Annotated in this window: 15 protein-coding genes; 6 read left to right on the plus strand and 9 right to left on the minus strand. The window is 40.5% G+C overall.

Going from position 1 to position 19,091, the window contains the following annotated elements:
• Nucleotides 1–234: 234 nt before the first annotated feature.
• Complete coding sequence (locus PLH43_RS03770) at nt 235–3,675, plus strand: NAD(P)-binding protein (protein WP_324360239.1); 3,441 nt, start codon at nt 235–237, stop codon at nt 3,673–3,675.
• A 126-nt stretch (nt 3,676–3,801) separates the two neighbouring features.
• Here PLH43_RS03770 and PLH43_RS03775 read toward each other — a convergent pair whose 3' ends face one another.
• A complete protein-coding gene (locus PLH43_RS03775; protein ID WP_324360241.1) occupies nt 3,802–4,425 on the minus strand; it encodes a DUF47 family protein in 624 nt (207 codons plus the stop codon).
• Nucleotides 4,426–4,476: 51 nt separating this feature from the next.
• Entirely contained in the window at nt 4,477–5,529 is a 1,053-nt protein-coding gene (locus tag PLH43_RS03780; protein ID WP_324360243.1) for an inorganic phosphate transporter, read from the minus strand.
• Between the two features lie 273 nt (nt 5,530–5,802).
• Between PLH43_RS03780 and PLH43_RS03785 the strand changes: the two genes are divergently transcribed.
• Nucleotides 5,803–6,375, plus strand: a complete 573-nt coding sequence (locus PLH43_RS03785) for an N-acetyltransferase (protein WP_324360245.1) — start codon at nt 5,803–5,805, stop codon at nt 6,373–6,375.
• A gap of 102 nt (nt 6,376–6,477) precedes the next feature.
• Here PLH43_RS03785 and PLH43_RS03790 read toward each other — a convergent pair whose 3' ends face one another.
• Nucleotides 6,478–8,205, minus strand: coding sequence for an ABC transporter ATP-binding protein (locus PLH43_RS03790; protein WP_324360247.1), 1,728 nt, complete (start codon nt 8,203–8,205; stop codon nt 6,478–6,480).
• 245 nt (nt 8,206–8,450) lie between these two features.
• Here PLH43_RS03790 and PLH43_RS03795 point away from each other — a divergent pair, with 245 nt between their 5' ends.
• The 4 genes from PLH43_RS03795 to PLH43_RS03810 all read left to right on the plus strand — a co-directional run bounded on the left by PLH43_RS03795 (nt 8,451) and on the right by PLH43_RS03810 (nt 13,323).
• The gene (locus PLH43_RS03795; RefSeq protein WP_324360249.1) at nt 8,451–8,963 is read left to right on the plus strand and encodes a sigma-70 family RNA polymerase sigma factor; all 513 of its coding nucleotides are present in this window, start codon (nt 8,451–8,453) and stop codon (nt 8,961–8,963) included.
• A 288-nt stretch (nt 8,964–9,251) separates the two neighbouring features.
• A complete protein-coding gene (locus tag PLH43_RS03800; protein WP_324360251.1) occupies nt 9,252–9,986 on the plus strand; it encodes a hypothetical protein in 735 nt (244 codons plus the stop codon).
• Nucleotides 9,987–10,452: 466 nt separating this feature from the next.
• Entirely contained in the window at nt 10,453–11,514 is a 1,062-nt protein-coding gene (locus PLH43_RS03805; RefSeq protein WP_324360253.1) for a MoxR family ATPase, read from the plus strand.
• 3 nt (nt 11,515–11,517) lie between these two features.
• Nucleotides 11,518–13,323: a VWA-like domain-containing protein gene (locus PLH43_RS03810; protein ID WP_324360255.1), complete on the plus strand. Its 1,806-nt coding sequence runs from the start codon at nt 11,518–11,520 to the stop codon at nt 13,321–13,323.
• A 128-nt stretch (nt 13,324–13,451) separates the two neighbouring features.
• On the opposite strand, the gene PLH43_RS03815 is transcribed toward PLH43_RS03810, so the two are convergent.
• The 6 genes from PLH43_RS03815 to PLH43_RS03840 form a co-directional block, all read right to left on the minus strand.
• The gene (locus PLH43_RS03815; protein ID WP_324360257.1) at nt 13,452–14,030 is read right to left on the minus strand and encodes a DJ-1/PfpI family protein; all 579 of its coding nucleotides are present in this window, start codon (nt 14,028–14,030) and stop codon (nt 13,452–13,454) included.
• 102 nt (nt 14,031–14,132) lie between these two features.
• Nucleotides 14,133–14,345, minus strand: coding sequence for a hypothetical protein (locus tag PLH43_RS03820; RefSeq protein ID WP_324360259.1), 213 nt, complete (start codon nt 14,343–14,345; stop codon nt 14,133–14,135).
• 88 nt (nt 14,346–14,433) lie between these two features.
• A complete protein-coding gene (locus PLH43_RS03825; RefSeq protein WP_324360261.1) occupies nt 14,434–16,458 on the minus strand; it encodes a hypothetical protein in 2,025 nt (674 codons plus the stop codon).
• Between the two features lie 436 nt (nt 16,459–16,894).
• Nucleotides 16,895–17,953: a hypothetical protein gene (locus PLH43_RS03830; RefSeq protein WP_324360262.1), complete on the minus strand. Its 1,059-nt coding sequence runs from the start codon at nt 17,951–17,953 to the stop codon at nt 16,895–16,897.
• Between the two features lie 70 nt (nt 17,954–18,023).
• Entirely contained in the window at nt 18,024–18,548 is a 525-nt protein-coding gene (locus tag PLH43_RS03835) for an RNA polymerase sigma factor (RefSeq protein ID WP_324360264.1), read from the minus strand.
• 327 nt (nt 18,549–18,875) lie between these two features.
• The coding region (locus PLH43_RS03840) for a hypothetical protein (protein WP_324360266.1) at nt 18,876–19,091 on the minus strand (216 nt) is incomplete at its 5' end.

Below are 19,091 nucleotides of genomic sequence, written 5' to 3' on the forward strand. Positions count from 1 at the left end.
TTCGACTTATACTAATCAAATCCTTTGTGTAAATTGTGGTAAGGAGATTTAGGAGTTTTAAGAAATTTTAAAAATTTAGTTAAAAATTTATCAAATTATGAAGACAAGATTGAATCCCTCAGCTATAATATATAGATGTGGGAGATGCAGCCCCATTCATTAAAATACCAACATTTTATTTTAATGTATAAAAACAACATTAAATTTATGAAATGTATTTTTGAGGTGAAGAAAATGAAAACATTGGAGAGTCATAATCGCATCAAAGTAACTGTTAACGGCCGTGAAATGGAGGTATATGACAACCTCACCATCCTTCAAGCTTTGCTTCAGGAGGATATACACATTCCACACCTGTGCTATGATATCAGGCTTGAGAGGTCAAATGGCAATTGCGGATTGTGCGTTGTTACCTTAATCTCCCCCGATGGCGAGAGAGATGTCAAAGCATGTCAGACTCCCATCAAGGAAGGTATGGTAATATGTACCAATAGCCCCAAGCTTGAAAACTACAGAAAGATACGTTTAGAGCAGCTACTTTCCGATCACAATGCGGATTGTGTTGCTCCCTGCGTAATGACATGTCCCGCAAATATTGATATTCAATCATATCTGCGCCATGTAGGCAATGGGGATTTTGAAGCTGCCATCCGTGTAATTAAAGAAAGAAATCCCTTCCCCGTTGTATGCGGTCGTGTTTGTCCTCACACATGTGAGTCTCAATGCCGCCGCAACCTCGTGGATGCACCCGTGGCAATCAACTATGTAAAACGTTTTGCCGCTGACTGGGACATGGCACAGACTCAGCCCTGGACCCCTGAAAAGAAGGCACCAACAGGCAAGAAAATTGCTATAGTCGGAGCAGGTCCATCCGGTCTTTCCGCTGCATATTACAGCGCAATTAACGGTCATGATGTAACTGTTTTCGAGCGCCAACCCCATGCGGGTGGAATGATGAGATACGGTATACCCGAATATCGTCTTCCAAAAGCTATTCTTGACAAGGAAATTGAGCTTATAAAGAATCTCGGTGTAAAAATCATGACTGAAAAGGCTTTAGGAACCCATATCCATCTTGAGGACCTTCACAAGGATTTCGATGCCGTTTATCTTGCAATAGGTTCATGGCAAGCAACCCCAATGCATATTGAAGGCGAAAAGCTTGAAGGTGTATGGGCAGGTATAAACTATCTTGAGCAGGTGACAAAAAACGTTGATATTCCTTTGGGAGACAATGTTGTGGTAATCGGAGGCGGAAATACAGCCATCGACTGTGCACGTACAGCTCTTAGAAAAGGAGCAAAATCCGTAAAACTCGTATATCGCCGTACCCGTGAGGAAATGCCGGCAGAGCCCTACGAAGTTGAAGAAGCTCTTCACGAAGGGGTTGAAATGCTGTTCTTGATGGCACCTACCAAAATTATATTAAAAGACGGCAAAAAGAAGCTCGTTTGCATAAAGATGCAGCTCGGAGAACCCGACCGTTCCGGCCGTCGCCGTCCGGTTCCTATTGAAGGAAGCGAATTTGAAATAGATGCCGATACAATAATCGGTGCCATAGGTCAAAGCACCAACACCCAATTCCTTTACAACGACCTTCCGGTAAAACTCAACAAGTGGGGAGATATCGAAGTAAACGGTAAAACCTTGCAGACTTCCGAATACAATATATTTGCGGGCGGTGACTGTGTAACAGGTCCTGCAACGGTAATTCAGGCTGTTGCCGCAGGCCGTCAGGCAGCCGAATCCATGGACAGCTTCCTGATGAAGGGCTATATCAAAGAAGCAAGCATAGACTACAGCTGCAGCCGCGGCTCCATGGAAGATCTTCCGAAATGGGAATTCCGTGAGATACCGAAAGTTGCCCGTGCAACAATGCCTTCACTTTCTTTGGAAGAGCGTAAAAACAACTTTAATGAAGTTGAATTGGGTCTTGCTGAAGAAATTGCAAGAAAAGAAGCGCGCCGCTGTCTCAAGTGCGGATGTAGCGCCCGCTTTACCTGCGATTTGAGAAAAGAAGCGAGCATTCACGGAATTGTATATGAAGAGCCGGTTCACGAGCGTCCGTACATTCCGAAGGTTGATGACCATCCGTTCATTGTCCGCGACCACAACAAGTGTATCTCCTGCGGACGCTGTATTGCTGCGTGCGCCGAGATTGAAGGTCCGGGTGTTCTCACCTTCTATATGAAAAACGGTCGTCAGCTTGTAGGTACAAAAAGCGGTCTTCCTCTCAGGGAAACCGATTGCGTAAGCTGCGGTCAATGTGTTACTGCTTGTCCGTGCGCTGCCCTCGACTATCGTCGTGAGAGAGGAAAAGTGGTAAGGGCAATCAACAATCCCAAAAAGACTGTTGTCGGATTTGTTGCGCCGGCAGTCCGCAGCCTCATTTCAAATACCTTTGGTGTTTCATATGAGGAAGCATCTCCGTTTATGGCAGGACTCCTTAAAAAGCTTGGTTTTGACAAGGTATTTGACTTTACCTTTGCCGCAGACCTGACCATTGTGGAGGAAACCACAGAGTTCCTCTCAAGAGTTCAAAACAAGGGTGTAATGCCTCAATTTACATCCTGCTGCCCTGGATGGATCAATTTTGTTGAAAAGAGATATCCTGAAATAATTCCTCATCTGTCCACCTGCAAATCACCGCAGATGATGATGGGTGCAACTGTTAAAAATCACTATGCAAAGCTTATGGGAATAAATAGAGAGGACCTCTTTGTGGTATCTATAGTTCCATGTCTTGCAAAGAAACATGAAGCTGCCCGTCCGGAGTTTGCACCCGACGGCATCCGTGATGTGGACGCAGTTCTTACAACCACAGAAATGCTTGAAATGATGGAACTTGCAGACATCAAACCTTCGGAAATAGAACCTCAGGAATTTGACGAGCCTTACAAGCAAGTTTCCGGTGCCGGAATACTCTTTGGTGCTTCCGGTGGTGTGGCTGAAGCTGCCCTTCGTATGGCGGTTGAAAAACTTACCGGAAATGTGCTTACCGACCATCTGGATTTTGAAGAAATCCGTGGCTTTGAAGGCGTAAAAGAAGCCACAGTAGATGCAAGCGGCGTAAAAGTCCGTGTGGCAGTTGTCAGTGGCCTGAAGAACGCTGAGCCTATCATCGAAAAAATACTAAACGGTGTTGACGTAGGGTATGACCTCATAGAAGTAATGGCGTGTCCCGGTGGATGTATCTGCGGAGCAGGACATCCGGTTCCTGAAAAAGTGGATTCACTTGAAAAACGCCAGCAAGTTCTTGTAAATATAGACAAGGTTTCAAAATACAGAAAGTCTCAGGAGAATCCGGATATCTTAAGGCTTTACAACGAGTTTTACGGTGAACCGAATTCTCATCTGGCTCATGAACTTTTGCATACGCACTATACTCCAAAACACGGTGACAACACCTGCAGCCCTGAACGCAAAAAAGGAACTGCTGCATTTGACGTTCAAGAATTTACAATTTGTATGTGCGAATCCTGTATGCAAAAAGGCGCTGAAAACCTTTACAATGATTTGAGCGCAAAAATAAAGCTGTTTAAAATGGATCCGTTTGTTCAGATTAAGACAATCAGATTAAAGGAAACTCATCCGGGTAAAGGCGTGTATATTGCCCTTAACGGCAAGCAAATTGAAGAACCTATGCTTGGAGGTATTCCAAACGAATCCAAATAATAAAATGCAAAAGTTGATTGGCGTATAATAGAAACGGACCGGATAAAACCGGTCCTTATTTTTATTTAAAACTTGTATCAAAATTACATATTGGATAATCCCGTGTATTTTAAAGCTTTAGGTTGTTTACGAATTCTTCATTATAACGTTTTCTATAGCGTCTGCAACATCCTCGCAAGCATCACAGCACTTTTCAAGGTAGTGGAAGGTCATATCCCATCCTGCGATCTCTTTATAGTCATTGCAATTGCAATACAAATCTCTTGTCGCCTCTGTAAATAGCCGGTCTCCCTCTTCCTCAAGCTGATTGACTTCAATAATTAATTTGTGTAAATCCGGAGACTTTCTGAAATTAATGAACTCACTAAGTGCTGTTTTTAACGAATTACAGCATTTCACAATAATCTCGGTCATTTTTATGGCCTGCGGGCGGATGCTTTTAACATTATACATATATATACGCATTACTACGTCTTCAATTGAGTCGGTCACATTATCTATTGCATCCGTCAATGCCATGATATCTTCTCTCTCAATAGGAGTTATAAATTCTTTTGCAAGCTTTTTAACCATTATATGTCTTGCTTCGTCTCCGCTATGCTCTATAGCGTGCATTTCCTTCATTCTTTCCGGCAATTCTTCCGCCTTGTAATTATTCATAATCTTGTTCAGCAAATTTGCCGCCTGGCAAGAATAGTCCACCAATTCCACAAATGTGTCAAAATAATATGAATCTTTTTTTCGTGCCATAATCCAAACCTCTTCCTCAAAAATATATTTCCATTACTTTTATAATCCGCTTTAAAAAATGTTCATAAACAACAATGCCATCAAAAATCCTATCAGTCCGCATCCCGGGAAAGTCAAAATCCATGCTGTCACCATTTCTTTTACCACTCCCCAGTTAACTGAGGATATGCGCTTTGCCGCACCCACACCCATAATAGCTGTCGTCTTGGTATGAGTGGTGCTGACCGGCAAACCGAAAACAGATGCTATAAACAAGCATATTACGCCTGCAAGGTCGGCAGAAAATCCTTGATACTTTTCAAGCTTGACCATGTCCATTCCAACAGCTTTAATAATTCTGTATCCCCCAATGGAAGTACCTGTGGCCATAACTGCCGAGCAAAGAATAAGCATCCAGTTGGGTATGATGAATTCTGTCACTTGTGCTTGTCCCCGTGATAAAAACATACCCAGCATAAATACGCCCATAAATTTCTGTCCGTCCTGTGCACCATGCATAAACGCCATACCGGCACTGGATAAAACCTGGGCGTTTTTGAAGAAACCAAAAGTTTTTGACCTGTTGACCCTTCTAAAAATCTTCTCAACCAACTTTACTACCGTCCATCCCGCTGCAAATCCCAATGCCAAGGACAATATCAGTCCGTAAAGAACATTAACCCATTCATTAAAATTAATACCGCCAAGACCTTTCTGAAGAGCAATTGCAGCACCGCTTATTCCGGCAATAAGTGCATGGCTCTCGCTGGTCGGAATTCCAAACCACCAGGCAGCCGTTGCCCAAAGTACAATCGCAAAAAGAGCGGCACAAAGGGCTACCAATGCTTTACTGGAATCTCCCCCGAAATCAACCATTTTAAAAATGGTCTCCGCTACTCTTGCATTGAGCTTGGTCATAACAAAAACGCCAAGAAAGTCAAAAAATGCTGCCATTATTATGGCGGCACGCGGACTTATTGACCGTGTCGAAACACAAGTGGCAATTGCGTTAGGAGCATCAGTCCATCCATTCACCATTATAACTCCCAATGTAAGAATCGTAGTTATAATTAACGGAGGACTAGATATTAAATAACTTAAAAATTCCGTAAGTGATACAGTCATATTCCCTCAACTTTCTTTATATTGCATTATTTTTTGATAAATAATTTTAATTATCCATTAAAACTATTTATCAATCGATTTTAGCATAGCATATTTTAGCAGGATTCGCAATAGTCTGACATGATTATATATTATATCCTTCTTCATGCCGTTTTAACCTAAGACTTTGTCTTGTAATTTATAAATCGCAGTGATAAAATCAAACATAAAACAGACTTTTCGTATACTTTTTAGTATATCTACAGATAAATATGATAAAGGGAGTTTGAAACTATGAACATAAAACAACTTTCAATAGAAGAAGTCTCGCATATATTCAATAATTCAATGCAATTTGATTTTCCTCAAAATGAAATAAGGCCGTTAAACAACATTAAAAAGCTTATGGGGCAAAATTCATACCCTTGCTTCGGTCTCTATGTGGACAGCATTTTAAAAGCATATGCTTTTTTTTGTCATGCTGCTTCAGGCGAATGCCTGCTGCTTGATTATTATGCCGTAACCCGGACAGACAGAAGTCAGGGATATGGGAGCATATTTTTAAAAAATTTGCAAGAAAAGCTCAATAGTTTTTCCGGAATTATAATCGAGTTGGAAAGCCTTAATGCGGCAAAAAACGGAACCCAAAGGCTGGAAAGGGAAAGAAGGATATCTTTCTATGAAAGAAACGGCGCGCAGAAAACCGGTATTTTCGCTAACTTGTTCGACGTGGAATTTGATATATTCTATTTGCCGATAAAGAAGGAATGGGATAATTCCTTTGTTTACAGAGAGCTTGACAAAATTTACGATACTATATTTCCGAAAGAATTCCGCGGAAAGAGAGTATTTATGTCTTACAGATAACCCCCTTACCTTTTGCTCTTTTCATTTCATTCCAATGGCTAAAAAAATTGAACTGCACGAAAGATATAAATTCGTGCAGCTCACAAAGCAAGTCAAGTCCTGCTATATTCCGAATTGAACTTCACACAGATATTTGTATAAGCCGTCCTGTTTTATTAGTTCTTCATGAGTACCCGACTCAACAATCTCCCCGTCCTTTAAAACAAGGATGTTGTCAGCCTGTTTTACCGTAGACAGCCTGTGAGCTATTACAATAATAGTACGGGTGCCTGCCAATTCGCCAATTGCCTTCTGAATCTCTGCTTCCGTCTCAACATCAACTGATGCGGTTGCTTCGTCCAATATCAATATTGGAGTGTTTCTAAGAACCGCTCTGGCAATGGACAAACGCTGTTTTTGGCCTCCAGAGAGCTTTACGCCCCTTTCTCCCATGACAGTGTCATAGCCTTCGGGAAGCTGCATTATAAAATCGTGAGCCCTTGCAATTTTCGCCGCATTCACAATATCCTCAAAGGAAGCTTCCCTCGTTCCGTAAGCAATATTGTCGGCCACACTGCCGTTAAAAAGAAATGTATCCTGAAGTACTATGCTTATTTGATTTCTCAGCGAAGATACCGTTATGTCTTTAATGTTCATACCGTCAAGAAGAATTTCTCCCGATATGGGATCATAAAACCTTGCTATCAGGCTGATTATAGTACTCTTTCCCACTCCGGTCGGTCCCACCAGTGCTATCATCTGACCTGGCTTTGCGTCAAAGCTTATGCCTTTCAAAACCGGATTTGAAGGAATATAGTGAAAGCTGACATTTTTAAAGGATATTTCACCTTTGGAATTTGTAACGGTCTTTGCACCTTGACTGTCAACAATATCCGGTTCGGTGTCGATGAGCTCAAACACTCTTTCCGCTCCCGCCGTAGCCTGCTGCAAATCCTCAATTACCCTTGCCAGCGTGGTGATAGGCTGGTAAAAAAGCCCCAAAAACATTATAAATCCTACAATATCGGCCGTACTGACATAGCCTTTCAATGCAAACCATCCGCCAAAAGCCACAACGATAACCGTTCCAAGGGAGCTTGTCATTTCCACCACAGGATGAAATATTGCACTTACCTTCAAGGCATGAAGTATTGCAGAGGTGTATTTTCTTGCTCTTTTTTCAACACGCTTTTTCTCCCTTGACTGCTGGTTGAAAGCCTGAATCTCCTTGATACCCGAAATATTATCCTGCACTACTGCATTGAGGTCCCCTAGTTTCCCTTGCGCCTCCCGAAAATTGGGAAGTACTTTTTTGGTAAATATTCCGGAGCCCAATACCAAAAACGGTATGGGTATAAGGGTAAGCGCCGCAAGCAAAGGATTTATTATGAACAACAGAATTCCGGTACCTACAAGGATAAGTACATTGGTAACAAGGTCCGGAACGGCATGGGCTATTAAAACCTCAAAGGTTGCCGTGTCGTTTATTGCCCTGGACATAAGCTGCCCGGTCTGCTTGTCTTGATAGAAGCTCAAAGACAACTTTTGCAAATGCTCGTAAACAATCACCCTCATGTCCGCGACCAGTCTCCATGCAGCAACATGGCTGAAATACCGGTACAGATAAGTAAAAAACGCCCTTGCAACGTACGCAGCAGCAAGTATGATTGCAATATTGCGTATTTTCACCATATCGTTGGGGCCTTCTTTTGACAATATATCAACCAATTCTCTAACTTTCCATGGGGTAACAAGATTGAAGGCTGTAATTGCAAGCAGGCTTATCCCGGCGATTATTAAATATTTCCAATATTGTCTTCCTTGTTTCAGTATTCTGATAAAATTCTTCATAGTATGCCCCTCCCCATAAAGACGAATGCTCCATAGTAAGTAACCCTTATAAATTTGATATATTATATCAATTGGTGTTCTGAATCTCAATATATTTTTTGCATTTTTATGTTTTAGGAACAAAAGATCACAAATAAATTATTTTGCTGCTATATGGAGTGATTTACATTTCTTAATCGTCTAATATATGATTATTATAATGCTGCAAGTAAATTTCCTAAGAAGGGGTTAGGGTAGAAGTAAATATGCATAAAAACGATATTACATATAAAGAAGACGAGGATTTGATAGAGCAATGGATAGAAGAGTATGGTGAAGATGTTTTACGGACTGCTTACTTCTTTGTTAAAGATTATTCAGCATCTGAAGACATATTCCAGGAAGTTTTTTTAAAGGTGTATAAAAATATAAGAAAATTCCGCGGCGAATCAAGCATAAAAACATGGATAATAAAAATTACCATAAACCAGTGTAAGGATTATCTCAAATCCGGTTGGGCCAAACGAATCCTGTTAAATTTTGGCCTTCTTGACAGTCAAAAAGATGCTGTGGCAAACACTTCACTTGACAAATACCTGACACTGTCGGAAGAAAGGCAAAAGCTTCTTAACAGTATTACGAGTTTACCTCTTAAATCGCGGGAAGTGCTGGTCTTACGCTATTTCAATGGCTTTAATGAAAACGAAATCGCTTCTCTATACTCCATATTGCAAAGGGCACCGTACGAAGTAGGCTACACAGGGCAAAGACTGCGTTAAAAATTATGTTGCAGAATGAAGAGGAGGTATAATTATATGGAAGAATTTGGAAAAACTTAAGGATGAGATGCCTTGCTTATTGCAAAACTTAGAGGTTCGAAATGAACTTAAGCAAAAGGTTTTAGATAGAATTGATTTAAATAAAAAGTCATATTGGAAATCTAAAGCCAGGGTATGTGCTACAGTTGCTGTTAGCTGCATTGTACTTTCAATTATGATTTTTAATATACCTTAGTAAATGCGCAAATTTCTCCGGTAATCGCTAAAATATCAGCATGGATTCAAGAAGTGACTAACATACCTGTAAAAATACCCGGTTCATGGGAGCCTGTTTCAAAATCTAACGAAAATGAAGAAAACTTATTTAATTATTCGTTTTTTGTTGATTATACAAAAGACAGATATTGCATCGATGTCTACTACGTTAGCAATCCTGTCCCAATCAGTAAGGCAATAGTTCTAAATAAAAAGTATTCTCCCATAGGGTACCAATCTATAGGTTCTCTCGAAGGTGAAAAAATTACAAGCGATGCGATTAGTTTACCGGATTTCAACGATAAAGCAAAGGATGCAGAAGAATTCACACTAATCTCCGGTGTAAAAGCTTATAAAGATAAAGAAGGCGCCAACATATGGTGGAAACACAAAGGCTGGATGTTTGAATATTTAGGAAATACAAATTCTCTGGATAGATTAGAGGAGCTTGCTTCCCTGTGGGAAAAAACTTCTATAAGTATTGGTTCAGGCCAAGTAAAAATAGTTGAAGGCAATAAATCCAATGCTTGGGTCACATGGGAACAAGGTAATATTCGTTACAGCTTCAGTATGCTCTTAGGAGATAACCTAAGTAGTATCATCCAATGTTTAAACAGCTTTAAGTCTGCTAAAGAGGCATCAGGCTCTCCATTTTTGCAAAGTCTTACATCTGAAATTCAAGAAGCAGAGGAGCTGCCCATAAGAATACCTCTTTTATGGGACCCTATTGCCGAATTTGACTGTGTCAGCCAGACAGATTATGAATAAATGCATAAGCAACTTTAGAAATTCCCATATTATTCCTTGGGAATATAAAAAACATTGCTTGCAAGGCTGTAGAAGCCTCTAATATAATAGATTCTAATTTTTTTGTTATGTGTATTGACTGTATGGCTTGTTTTGTATTAATATTAATAAGGTAAGATTTAGTAATTGATTAATATCAAGTGAAAGGAGTGTTGTAAATGAAAAAAACAATATTCTGCGAGGTGCTTTATATATAACTTAATATCGGACCGAAAGCATTTTTGTGCTTTTTAGGTCAACCTTTATTATGTATAAGTAACCGTCACTTGATAGTAAAATATATACTATTTAAGGCTGCACGATGGGTTATCGTGTTTTTTTAATGCCAAAAACAAACCGTGGTTACATATCACGGTATTTTTATGCCCTTTTGAGGGTTAATAAAGTATCAAAATATGAAATATTCGTTAGAAAGGAATTATTATATATGAATATACCGATAACAGTGACACAAAAACAATTATCAGAGTTTCTTTTAAATACAGCAGTAGTAAGGCCGGTCTTCATATGGGGACCTCCCGGCATTGGAAAATCCGCTCTGGTACAGCAGTTCGCCGAATCCTTAGGGCTCCCCTGCGTTTCCCTACTTGGAAGCCAGCTCGCTCCGGAGGATATTATCGGCGTACCTCAAATCGTTGACGGATTGAGCCGTTTTTGCCCTCCGAAGATGATAGCAAGAAAGGAGCCTTACTGCTTGTTTTTAGATGAATTGAATGCCTGCACTCAAGAGGTTCAAAAGGCATTTTACAGCCTGATTCATGAGCACAGGGTTGGCGAATATGTGCTTCCCGAGGGTTCTATTGTAATCGGTGCCGGCAACAGAGCACAGGACAGTGCCATTGTAAAGCCCATGTCATCGGCCTTGATTAACCGTATGTTACATGTACAGCTAAAGGTTTCCCATAGAGATTGGTTGGAATGGGCATCGGCAAACGGAATTCACCCCTATGTCTATGAGTATATAACCATGCGTCCCGACCATCTTTGGACAGAGCCTCCGAAAACCGAAGAACCCTTCTCCACCCCACGCTCATGGCATATGCTCAGTGATGCATTAAACGAGTATGGGGACAACTTAACCGATGAGGCTTTGGAAATATTGGCATATAGCTGTCTGTCACCGCACCATGCAGGACAGTTCAAAGCTTTCATAAAGCAGATAAAAAACCGCTATCAGCTGGCGGCTATCATAGACGGTGAAGAGAGATGGCCGGACAAACCCGAAGACAGGGATGTTCTCTATTTTCTGTCCCAATCCTTCCGCTCACAGCTTATAAAACAGCTTCCCGTCGAGAAGAATGCAATGAATGAAAAGCAGAAAATGCTTGCCCATAGAGCAAAAGCATTAATTAAGGAGCTTTCTCTCATCAGTCTTGAAATGGCACAGATGGTGGTGTCAAAATACGGTGATGATGAAGGACTGCCCGGCTGGTTCATGGTCGATATTGTCCGGGATTTGCCAAGGCTGGTAGAAAGGAAGGAAGATTAGGCAATGGCAAAGAAAAAAACTTCTTTTAACAAGGATATTGCTTATGAAAACTATGTTAAAGGGTATGAGATTATACAACAGCATCCCATTTTTTCTCCCCTTCTCCACCACGTTCGCGATATCCGCAGCAAAGGCAATTTATGCCCGGAAAATGGATGGGCGGTAATTACCAGAAACGGATACCTCCATGTTCACCCCACCCGCCGGGGTGAACCTATGGAGTGGGCTTATGTCATTGCCCATTGTTTGCTTCATTTGGGACTGGGTCATTTTCAGGAAAAGTCCGATCCCATCAAATGGAATATTGCCTGCGACTGTTATATTGCAAGGTTTTTGTACGACATGAAATTGGGAAAACCACCGGTGGAAATGCAAAACAGTATAGATTTTCATGTTGCTTCTGAGGAAAAACTATATGCCAATTTTGTCGAAAACGGTGTACCGCCGTCAATGACCGGCTTTGGCACAGCCGGAGCAAATTGCGGCGATATGATTATGGCACCGGAAATGAACAATTGGTTTGTGCATAAAATCGACTGGGTCGCCTGTTTTGCCCGGGGTCTTTCAATGGCGGTTACCAGCGCCGTTAACGTGGCAGCAGGAAAAGAACCCTTTCTTGGAGCTTCCAAGAAATCGCAAACTCCTGCAACCATGGCAAAAAACTGGTTTATCAGTAGTTACCCTCTTTTAGGTGCTTTAGCTGCAAGCTTCACAATTATTGAGGACCCGGTAATTTGTGCCCGGATGGAAGTGTCCGTTGCGGCTGTCAATGCCTATATGAAGGAAATATATATCAACCCGGCTGCCGGCTTGGATGAATACGAATGCCGCTTTGTAATGGCTCATGAACTTTTACACGTCGGTTTAAGCCATCATACAAGGTGTCAGGGCCGTGACCCTTTTTTATGGAATGTTGCATGCGATTACGTTATTAACGGATGGCTGGTAGAAATGGGCCTTGGGGAATTACCCAAAATAGGAGCCCTCTATGACCCCGACCTTAAAGGAATGTCGGCCGAAAGCATATATGACCGGCTGGTTACGGATATTCGAAAATGCCGAAAGCTCTCAACACTGAGGGGAATCGGTCTGGGGGATATGATTGATAAAGATAGTGCCGGATTGTGGTCCGCAAATGACGCAATCACCCTTGATGAATTCTGTCGCCGCTGCTTGCTTCAGGGTCTTTCGTATCATGAGGAGCAAGGCCGGGGTTATATCCCCGCAGGATTGATAGAGGAAATACGGGCATTAAACCAGCCTCCTATCCCTTGGGATGTGGAACTGGCAAAATGGTTCAACAATTACTTTTCTCCGTTGGAAAAAGTACGTTCCTATGCCCGTCCCAGCCGCCGTCAATCAGCCAGCCCCGATATTCCCCGACCCCGTTGGGTGCCGGCGGCGGGTGCGGAAGACGGGCGAACCTTCGGTGTCATACTCGATACCTCCGGTTCCATGGACCGGGTATTGCTGGCAAAGGCATTAGGTACTATTGCCAGCTACAGCATTTCACGGGATGTTCCCTATGTGAGGGTGGTCTTCTGTGATGCGGCAGCCTATGACCAGGGTTATATGGCTCCTGAGGCCATAGCCCAAAGAGTAAAGGTAAAAGGGCGGGGAGGGACATTACTGCAGCCGGGTATTGACCTTCTGGAAAAGGCCGAGGATTTCCCAAAAAACGGTCCTCTTTTAATAATTACCGACGGTTATTGCGAGCCTTTGAGGATTCGCAGGGAGCATGCTTTTTTGATACCAAAAGGCCACAGCCTTCCTTTTCTTCCTCGGGGAAAGGTGTTTAGGTTCAGTTGACGGCACAAAAAGGAGCTCATATTATCGGATGCATATTTTAATATACAAGCGAAAAATGTGGAAGAAACCTTGTCAAGCTTAAGTTTCTTCCACATTTTTAAAGTTTTATTATCTTTGTTTCCCGTATTTTATATCTTTATTTCCGCACCAAGTACCTTCAAAAACTTTGCAAGCCACTCAGGATGTGCCGGCCAGGCCGGTGCTGTAACCAGATTGCCGTCCACATGGGCTTTATCCAAGTCCACACTTATGTATTCACCGCCTGCTGCTTCAATATCAGGGCCAACAGCAGGATATGCAGCACATTGTCTGCCCTTTAGGATACCGGCAGCAACAAGTACCTGAGGTCCATGACATATTGCAGCAATAGGTTTGATTTCCCTGTCAAAATGCTTTACGATTTCCAAAACTCTTTTATTGAGCCTTATATATTCCGGAGCACGCCCGCCTGGAATCACAAGAGCATCGTAACTATTCTCATCCACCTCGTCAAAGGTTGCATTCAAGGCAAAATTGTGACCCCTTTTTTCACTGTAACTCTGGTCGCCCTCAAAATCATGTATTGAAGTGCGAACCGCATCCCCGGCTTTTTTATCAGGGCAAACAGCGTGGACAGTATAACCTGCCATCAGAAGAGCTTGAAACGAAACCATTACTTCATAATCCTCAACAAAATCTCCCACCAGCATAAGTATCTTCTTAGCCATATTATAGCCCCTTGTATAAATTTGTTTATGGGACTATTATAGCAAAAATTAATACTTGTTTCCATAATTTCCTTTTCATTGATTTTATAAGAGCTAAAGAACTTAGTGAAAGCCCTTTAGCTCTTCATCGGTTAAGGTATCTACGAAAAGGTTGGGGAGTTCATTCTCGTTGGCACATCCCTGAGCATAATACCAGTCAAATACCTGCTTTTCGATTTCTTTCGTGCTTCCTTTGACGCTGTAGGGATATACTGCCACAAGTTCGTTTGTAATTTTGCTTTTTAACCCTACTTTTACAGCTTCACTCTCTGCCATGGTAACAAGTCTGCCTTTCAAATAATATTAGTATCGATACAATATTAGATTTTCCTATAAACGCTTTATTTATTCATAAAATATGCTTTTATAGCGACAACTCCTTGTAATTGTAGAATATCTTGTCGCTCCTGCTTGCCCATTCGGCCATTGGTTCGGGAATCTTGTCCGCATAGTTTTTGTCATTGGTATAATAATAGATACCGTCATCTTCAATAATAGCAACATACATATGCTCTTTAGACATAATGTACCAGCAGCAGCCGCTATAACCTCTCAAGTGGGACTGTCCTGACTTTACTTTTTCACCGTTCCAAATATCTTCCGAGTAAAACACATACGACGTATACATAATAAAATCTTTATATTTATCGCCCACAAGTTTCTTAAACAATTCATCCTGCTGTTTTGTATCTACAATGCCGACTTCCAATGCCGTAGGCATTTTAATTTCTATCTCTCCTTTTATATACTCGGAGCCAAACGACACTCCCATCCCGCAGCCAAAACTATAATCGTCGCAATCTAAATGTAATAAATCGTTTTCAACCCTGAACTTAAACAAAACACCATTGATATTTTGATTATTGGTATCATCCTTGAAAATAGTTTTTGCAGAACCTTTTTTGATAATGCCGAAGTTCTCAAGCACTCCTGTGTTTAAACCGTTGAATGCATACAGCTCATAATAGATTAGATCATCGAACAATACTTTTATATCTGCTGTAGAACCGCCAAAAAACGCCGACTCTTTTCCGGTCCAGTGGCCCTCAAACTTCTTGCTGTCTGCACTTGGCTGCTGTGGCGGAATAATATCTGCGCCCTCTCTTATAAGATACATCGGGTAAATAACATTATCATTTTTCCAGCATCCCTGTATGTAGTCATCCGTCTTGAATATACCTATGATTTCTCCTTTTTCATTTGTATCTTCGGAAAGATAAATTGTCCGGAAATCTTGCATTTGAATAATATAATCAATATAACCTTCGAGTTTTATGCTTGTTTTATACTCATCATAATAGTAAACTCCTGAAACCTTGCCTTCCGAAATATTAAACTTTGCATGAACCGGTTTATTGCCAATAAAGCCTGCAAACCAACCGTCAGTGGAATTATCCTTTGAAGCTCCCACAACATTCGTACCGGTTATATCGGTTATCTGCCATTTGTTTGATTTTTTTGCCAAGTCAAATGTCATAGTCTCGGATCCCAAAGTCACACTAACCTTAGCTGTGTTTCCCTTCTCATCTGTATCATAATATATATTATCTATTTGCAAAGCACTTATCCAATCCTCCGACTTTTCTAGCGTTATTTTCTTGTTTGATATATTAAGTTCGTTTAATCTTTGTAAAACCCCATCAATCTTCTCTTCGTAGCCGTTTAATACATTTAACTTTAAAAACTGGAAAACAACATCCGTAGGATTATCCGGATAATCGTTAAGCTGTATTTGGGCTGAATCAAATACAAAATTTTTACCATTCCACTTATAAAATCTTGATACATAAAAATGAAACACATCATAGCTATACCTGTTTTGAACATATCCGTCATAGAAGCCATCATTGTTCGCATCTACCAAGTGGTCATCACCGACTCCTGTAGCAGATGCACTATATTCTATCTGTCTAATTTCATTTCCGTCTATTTCATACAATGCAAATCCCGATAATGCGACTCCGTTTGTAAGACTTTCCAAAATATATTTCTGTTTTTTATTTTGCATTTCGACTATTTCCACGCCTGACGTTCCATAGCCGCCTTCCCCAAGCTCTCCTATTTTTTGCAGTTCACCATTAAGGTCTTCTCTTATCACAAAAATCTTTAGTCCGTAATCTGCTTCACATGCAATTACAAATTCCGTTTTTCCGTCTAAATCAATGTCCTCCTCTATAATTTTCTCCACATCTTTATCAATTCCGAGAAAATCCATATACTTCTTATATCCTGTCTTTGTCTGGGTCGGAAGTATATTCGGAGATTGCTCCGGGCTTTGAGTGTATAATTCATTTTGATTGGGATCTTTCGGTTTGTCGGACGAACAGCCGGTAAGCAGTAAAGCAAGCAATATTAAAGCACTAAATATTGAAAGAAAAATTCTTTTCATAACACACAGCTCCCTCATTGAGAATATTATTCCTTACAGACTGCCTTCTTTCCATAGACACTAGCTTTCATTTGCCTTTGCAGATACTTTATTTACATTTATACGCCATAGATTTCATGGTTGATACTGAATAAATCATTGTGTAAGGAAATGACTGGAATCAAATCTGCAAATACTTCCATTTACTTTAATGACGTAATTATACTGCTAATTATTTTTCGTGTCAATCTGCCTAAAACTTTAATTCCCCAATCTTAAATGTTCAGTTATATTGAGCATCAAAGAATTCCAAAGGTGTAAACATAAAGCATATTTATCATCACAGCATTAAACAGCATAAAAAAGAGGCTCTAACTCCGCAATTTCAGGAAATTATCGCCTCTCTAATTTGCTTAAACTGCTTAAGGTATATTATCGAAATTCAAATCTTAAATACTTATTTTATCTGCGAAAAATCAAAGGTATCGGCAAATTCCTGCAAGTCCTCAGCTGTTATGCCTCCTGCTTCTGCATTCCTTCCTGCAAGCACGTTTATTGCAACGTATGAATTTTGCAAATCTGCAATAACCAGTGCTTTAGTATCGCCTAGAGCCAATGAAACCTTTTGCCCGCTGCTTGTCTTGTACTCCCACTCCGTGTAAGAACTTGCATCACCGACGTTAAGATAAGTAGATGAAAAAGTGCCTTTTACATAGTTTCCAAACTGATAATCAATGCGTGTGCCGTTTTTAAGCAGTGTTTCTCCATCATAATGAAATGTACCGTCGTCGTAAACATAGCCGCTCAAAACTGTATTGGCATTTTTGGAAAACTCACCTATATTCGCCTCTTGTATTAATTCTTTTTGATTGTTGACAATTGTCATGGAGTTATGGAGTTTTAGCTGATATTTGGCGACAATCTCCTCCAATTTCTCAGCCATTTCCCGTGTGTAAACCAAGTACATCGGGTATTTCTCCGTAAACTCATTGGAACTGTTCCCCACCTCACTCAAAAATTTTCCGTCGGTGTCATATCCCGCAAGGAACAGATTCCATTCGGCACTGGCTTTGTATTCATTACTGTCGGGATACCCTTGCAAGACAATCAAGTCCATTTTTTCTGGCACATAGCCACCGGTGGACGCTTCAATCTCATCTGCCGAATCGGAAATTTGGGAATTATCTGTCAGGGCCGTTTCGTTGTCACTGTTTTGGAAAACCAGGTCCCTGATCCCATACCAGCGAGTAGCCAAAGCAGTAATTCCAAGGGTTGCGGTAACGGCCGCAACAGCAACTATACTTATTATCTTCTTCATATTCATAGATTTTTGACCTCCTGATTTTTCTTTACTTCTTTCTATAATTTTCTCAGCAAATTGATCCGGCATCACAGCATCGGCTTCCTTGCCTTTCTGCATCCGAAACAACTGATCCGATATTTTGTCTGCATTTTCGATGTCATTGAGCCGTACAGCCTTTTCCAATTCCTTTTTCAATCGCGAAATGTTATCCATAATAAATTCCCTCCACCTTTCAGGTAAAGCGCTTTACACTTTATATATATTTAAATTGGTCCAATGTAACTTACTTTTCACCAATCTTCATTTTTTTGACAATGCCCTGTATTTCTCTTCTCAGCCTCACCAATCGCATTCGCATGGCTGTCTCGCTGACCCCTTGCTCCGAAGCAATTTCTTTGATTGACTTTCCCTCGATATAACGTTGCTTATACAGATTGTGCTGATTTGTATCCAAATTGCCGATTACTTGGCTGGTATAAGCTGTCTCATCGATTTTTCGGTCAAATTCCATTAAGATCGTTTCACATAAATCGGCGTTGTCTTGGGGAATATTCTCAGACAGGTACTCCGTTGCAGAAATCCTTTGCCGCTTTAGATGCTTTAAATAGGTAGCCGTCATATTTCGTGCCGTTTTGTATAAAAATGCAGCAGGTTTTTCATGCTGTAAAAAGGCTTCACCTTTTTGGTACGCAATCAGAAAGACCTCTTGGATTAAATCCTCGGTAGACTCCTTGCTGCCTGTCATCGAAAATATATATTTATAAATTCTGCCATAGTTTTCTTGGCAAAGCTCCTCAAAAGTTTTCATTTTGTCCACCTCTATTATATTTATATACTGTTTTGGCTGATGTAACAAAATTTTTTAGGTGGATAACGCAAATTATTTTTTACACCTTCCAGCAATAAACAGTGATATACTATAGACTTGGCCTTTTGATAATGTTAACATAAAAACTCCTTCCCGGATAGTATTTTTATAATTACTATCAAGAAGGAGGTTTTTGATTCTTATACATGCAGGTTTTCAATCATTCTCTTTTGAGAATACAGTAGAAATCACAATCTTGCATTCCATATTTTTAACATTACTTGTTTTGTAGAGTGTATTTTTCAAGGACCATGTGAGCCATATATTTCACCATCTGCTGACACTATATTTTTTTATTATCTCTTCAATAAATGAAGTAAATTCCTCATCTACAATATATGATTTTTTCCCCGAGCGTATTTCCGAAGCAACTTTACCGTCGGTAACAGTTACAATCCAGATATAACCAGCAATTTTAAATAACTGTATAGATGTTTTGGATTTTCCGTAAAAATCAATTATCTTTTTAGTATTCAAACATAT

The organism is Acetivibrio sp. (assembly GCF_035371925.1).
Lineage (GTDB): Bacteria > Bacillota > Clostridia > Acetivibrionales > Acetivibrionaceae > Hungateiclostridium.

Excerpts from the sequence above, each read along its gene's own strand:
- PLH43_RS03820 (WP_324360259.1), bottom strand. The coding sequence starts at position 14,345 with ATGGCAGAGAGTGAAGCTGTAAAAGTAGGGTTAAAAAGCAAAATTACA.
- PLH43_RS03815 (WP_324360257.1), bottom strand. The coding sequence starts at position 14,030 with ATGGCTAAGAAGATACTTATGCTGGTGGGAGATTTTGTTGAGGATTAT.
- PLH43_RS03780 (WP_324360243.1), bottom strand. The coding sequence starts at position 5,529 with ATGACTGTATCACTTACGGAATTTTTAAGTTATTTAATATCTAGTCCT.
- PLH43_RS03770 (WP_324360239.1), top strand. The coding sequence starts at position 235 with ATGAAAACATTGGAGAGTCATAATCGCATCAAAGTAACTGTTAACGGC.
- PLH43_RS03790 (WP_324360247.1), bottom strand. The coding sequence starts at position 8,205 with ATGAAGAATTTTATCAGAATACTGAAACAAGGAAGACAATATTGGAAA.
- PLH43_RS03835 (WP_324360264.1), bottom strand. The coding sequence starts at position 18,548 with ATGAAAACTTTTGAGGAGCTTTGCCAAGAAAACTATGGCAGAATTTAT.
- PLH43_RS03785 (WP_324360245.1), top strand. The coding sequence starts at position 5,803 with ATGAACATAAAACAACTTTCAATAGAAGAAGTCTCGCATATATTCAAT.
- PLH43_RS03775 (WP_324360241.1), bottom strand. The coding sequence starts at position 4,425 with ATGGCACGAAAAAAAGATTCATATTATTTTGACACATTTGTGGAATTG.
- PLH43_RS03795 (WP_324360249.1), top strand. The coding sequence starts at position 8,451 with ATGCATAAAAACGATATTACATATAAAGAAGACGAGGATTTGATAGAG.
- PLH43_RS03830 (WP_324360262.1), bottom strand. The coding sequence starts at position 17,953 with ATGGATAACATTTCGCGATTGAAAAAGGAATTGGAAAAGGCTGTACGG.
- PLH43_RS03810 (WP_324360255.1), top strand. The coding sequence starts at position 11,518 with ATGGCAAAGAAAAAAACTTCTTTTAACAAGGATATTGCTTATGAAAAC.
- PLH43_RS03805 (WP_324360253.1), top strand. The coding sequence starts at position 10,453 with ATGAATATACCGATAACAGTGACACAAAAACAATTATCAGAGTTTCTT.
- PLH43_RS03825 (WP_324360261.1), bottom strand. The coding sequence starts at position 16,458 with ATGAAAAGAATTTTTCTTTCAATATTTAGTGCTTTAATATTGCTTGCT.